The organism is Candidatus Palauibacter australiensis, from assembly GCA_026705295.1.
Classification (GTDB): domain Bacteria; phylum Gemmatimonadota; class Gemmatimonadetes; order Palauibacterales; family Palauibacteraceae; genus Palauibacter; species Palauibacter australiensis.
This window is the reverse complement of record JAPPBA010000119.1, coordinates 1-3,726: the sequence shown is the minus strand read 5'-3', so window position 1 is coordinate 3,726 and position 3,726 is coordinate 1. Positions and strand designations below refer to the sequence as shown.

At 70.5% G+C, this 3,726-nt stretch carries 1 protein-coding gene; it reads left to right on the top strand.

Annotation, left to right across the window (positions count from 1 at the left end; translation table 11 throughout):
• Positions 1–155 precede the first annotated feature (155 nt).
• Positions 156–3,726: cadherin domain-containing protein (locus tag OXN85_09260; GenBank protein MCY3600147.1), on the top strand; the 3,571-nt coding region annotated here is incomplete at its 3' end.

Below are 3,726 nucleotides of genomic sequence, written 5' to 3'. Positions count from 1 at the left end.
ATCCATTACCTCATAATATGTGGGATCGGATCGGAAGTCAAGGAACGTGGCGGGAACCTGAGCGTGGGCAAGGGTAGGTACAAACCTATGAATAGCAACGATATGAGATACTTTCTGGAACATCTTTGGACGCTACTGGATGTAACTATGCTACAGTGACGGTCACGGCGGAGGACGAGCACGGCGCGTCGGTGTCGCACGAGTTCCTTGTGACGGTTCCCAACCAGGCGCCGGAGCGGCTGGGCACGATCCCGGACCGGACGATCGGGCGGGGCGACACGGCGAGCGTGGCGGTGTCGGGACACTTCGGGGACCTGGAGGGCGACACGCTGACGTACACGGCGGTCTCCTCGGACGGAGGCGTGCTGGCGGTGGGCATGACCGGGGACCGCGCGAGGTTCGAGGGCCTGAAGAAGGGCACCGCGAGGGTGACCGTGACGGCCGACGACGGGCACGGCGGGCGCACGGACCAGGAGTTCGGCGTGACGGTCGAAGGGGAGAACGGGCCGCCGGAGGTGGCGAGCGCGATCCCGGCGCTGACGGTCGCGCCGGGCGAGACGGAGGTGGTGGACGCCTCGCCGCACTTCCGCGACCCGGACGACGACGCGCTCACCTACGAGGCGGTGTCGTCGAACGAGGCGGCGGCGACGGTCAACGTGTCCGGGAGCGAGGTGGCGGTGACGGGCGTGTCGCGAGGCGAGGCCCGCGTGAAGGTGATGGCGCGGGACCCGGAGGGCGCGTCCGTCTCGCAGGCGTTCGCAGTGACGGTGCCGAACGGGGCGCCGGTGGCGGTGGGCACGCTCGGCCCGGTGTCGGTGGACCACGGCGGAACGGAGTACGTCGAGGTGTCGAGCGCGTTCAGCGATCCGGAGAACGACGATCTCACCTACCGGGCGGAGTCTTCGGCGGAGGACGTGGTCGGGGTCTCGGTGAGGGGGAGCCAGGTGGCGGTGTTCGGCCTCAAGCGGGGCGGGGCGACGGTCACGGTGACGGCGGAGGACGGCCACGGCGGCACGGCCGAACAGCCGTTCGAGGTGACGGTCAGGAACGCGGCTCCGAGGTTCGGCCGGCCCGCGTACACGCGATCGGTGGCGGAGAACTCGGACGCGGGCACGGCGGTCGGCGGCCCGGTGACGGCCCTGGACACGGGCGGGGACGCGCTGACGTACAGCTTCTCGGAGGGCGGCGCCGGCCTGTTCGAGATCGTGGCGGCGAGCGGCCAGATCAGGGTGGCCGAGGGGGCGGCGCTCGACTACGAGCGCGGCGACACGTTGCATGCGGTGCGGGTGATCGCGAGCGACGGGACGCTGGCGGACACGGCGGAGGTGACGATCCGGGTGACGGACGTACCCGCTCCGGGCAAGCCGGCCGCGCCGACCGTGACGGGCGGAACCGAAGAGGTCGAGGTGTCGTGGAGCGCGCCCGCGAACGAGGGGCCGGAGATCACGAACTACGATCTCCGGTATCGGGCGACGGCGGACGGCGATTGGACGGCACCGGCGGCGCTGGGCGCGGTGCTGGCGGACAAGATCGAGGGCCTCGAACCCGGAACGGCGTATCAGGTGCAGGTGCGCGCGGAGAGTTCGGAGGGGGTGGGCGAGTGGTCGGATCCGGGCGAGGGGACGACGGAGCCGGACAACCGGGCGCCGTCGTTCGACGCGGAGACCTACGAGCGCGAGGTGCCGGAGAACTCGGCTCCCGGCACGGCGGTCGGAGCGCCGGTGACGGCCACCGACGAAGACCAGGACGACCTGACGTACACCCTCGTCACCGGCGGGGACGAAGTCCCGTTCGTGATCGACGGGACGACCGGCCAGATCAAGGTCGCCGAGGGCGCGGCGCCGGACTACGAGAGCGGCAAGACGGCCTACGAGGTGAGCGTCCAGGCAAGCGACGGGCCGCTCGCGGCCACGGCGGCGGTGACGATCCGGGTGACGGACGTGCCGGCGCCCGGCAAGCCGGACGCGCCGGAGGTGACGGAGGGCACCGAGGAGGTGGAGGTGTCGTGGAGCGCCCCCGCGAACGATGGCCCGGAGATCACGGGCTACGATCTGCGCTACCGTGTGAAGCCGGACGGCGAGTGGAAGGACGCGCCCGTGGTGGGCGTGGTGCTGTCTCACACGATCAAGGGACTGGAGGGCGAAACCACGTACGAGGTGCAGGTGCGCGCGATCAGTTCGGAGGGCGCGGGCGAGTGGTCGGAGCCGGGCGAGGGTACGGCCAAGACGGCCCCAAAGGCGCCGGTGTTCGATGCGGAGAGCTATGAGCGCGAGGTGCCGGAGAACTCGGCTCCCGGCACGGCGGTGGGAGAGCCCGTGACGGCCACCGACGAGAACGGCGACGACTTGACGTACAGCCTCGTCACCGGCGAGGACGAAGTGCCGTTCGAGATCGACGGGACGACGGGCCGGATCACGGTGGCCGAGGACGCGGCGCTGAACTACGAGAGCGCGGACACGGTTTATGTGGTGAGCGTCGAGGCCAGCGACGGCGAACTCGCGGCCACGGTCCCGGTCACGATCCGCGTGACGAACGCGGACGAGCCCGGCAAGGTCGTGCTGAGCCCGGAGGTGGCCCGGGTGGGCGTCGAGATGACCGTTGCTCTGGTGGACGAGGACGGCGTGCGGAGCGCGACCAGGAGGCGCAAGTGGCAGCGCTCACGCAACGGCAACTCGTGGAACGACATCGCCACGGGCCGGATGTACAACCCCGTGACGAGCGATGCGGGCAAGTGGCTGCGCGTGGTGTTCACCTACTCCGACCGCCACGGTCCGGGCAAGCGGGCGGTGAGCGAGGCGGTGCGGGTGCTGCCCGCGAATGCCGCGCCCGACTTCGGCGCGGACGCCTTCGAGCGCGAGGTGCCGGAGAACTCGCCGGCCGGCACGAAGGTCGGCGAGCGCGTGGCGGCCACCGACGAGGACGGCGACGAACTGACGTACACCTTCTTGACCGGGGACGACGCGTTCGAGATCAACGGCACGACGGGCCGGATCAAGGTGGCCGAGGATGCGGCGCTGAACTACGAGAGCACGGACACGCTGTTCACTGTGCTCGTCGAGGCCAGCGACGGCGAGCTCGCCGACACGGCTTCGGTGACCATCCGCGTGACCGACGCGGACGATCCGGGCACCGTCGCGCTGAGCCCCGAGGTGGCGCGGGTGGGCGTCGAGCTTACCGCGACGCTGACGGACGAGGACGGCGTGCGGGATGCGGGCATGCGCCGCCGGTGGCAACGCTCACGCAACGGCAACTCGTGGAACGACATCGGCACGGGCCGGATGTACAACCCCGTGACGGGCGATGCGGGCAAGTGGCTGCGCGCGGTGTTCACCTACACCGACGGCCACGGACGGGGCAAGCGGGCGGTGAGCGCGGCGGTGAAGGTGCTGCCCGCGAACACGAAGCCCTCGTTCGCCGCCGTGTACGAGCGCGAGGTGCCGGAGAACTCGCCGGGCGGCACGAACGTTGGCGCGCCGGTCACGGCGACCGATTCGGACAGCCCTTCCCTGTCCTACAGCTTCGCCGAAGGCTACGATGAGGCGCTGTTCGGGATCGTCGAGGGGACGGGCCAGATCACGGTGGGAGCGGGCGCGGCGCTCGACTACGAGAGCGGCGACACGCTCTACACGGTGAGTGTCGAGGCCAGCGACGGCGAGCTTGCCGACACCGCCTCGGTCAAGATCCGGGTGACGAACGCGGACGATCCGGGCAAGATCGCGCTGAGCG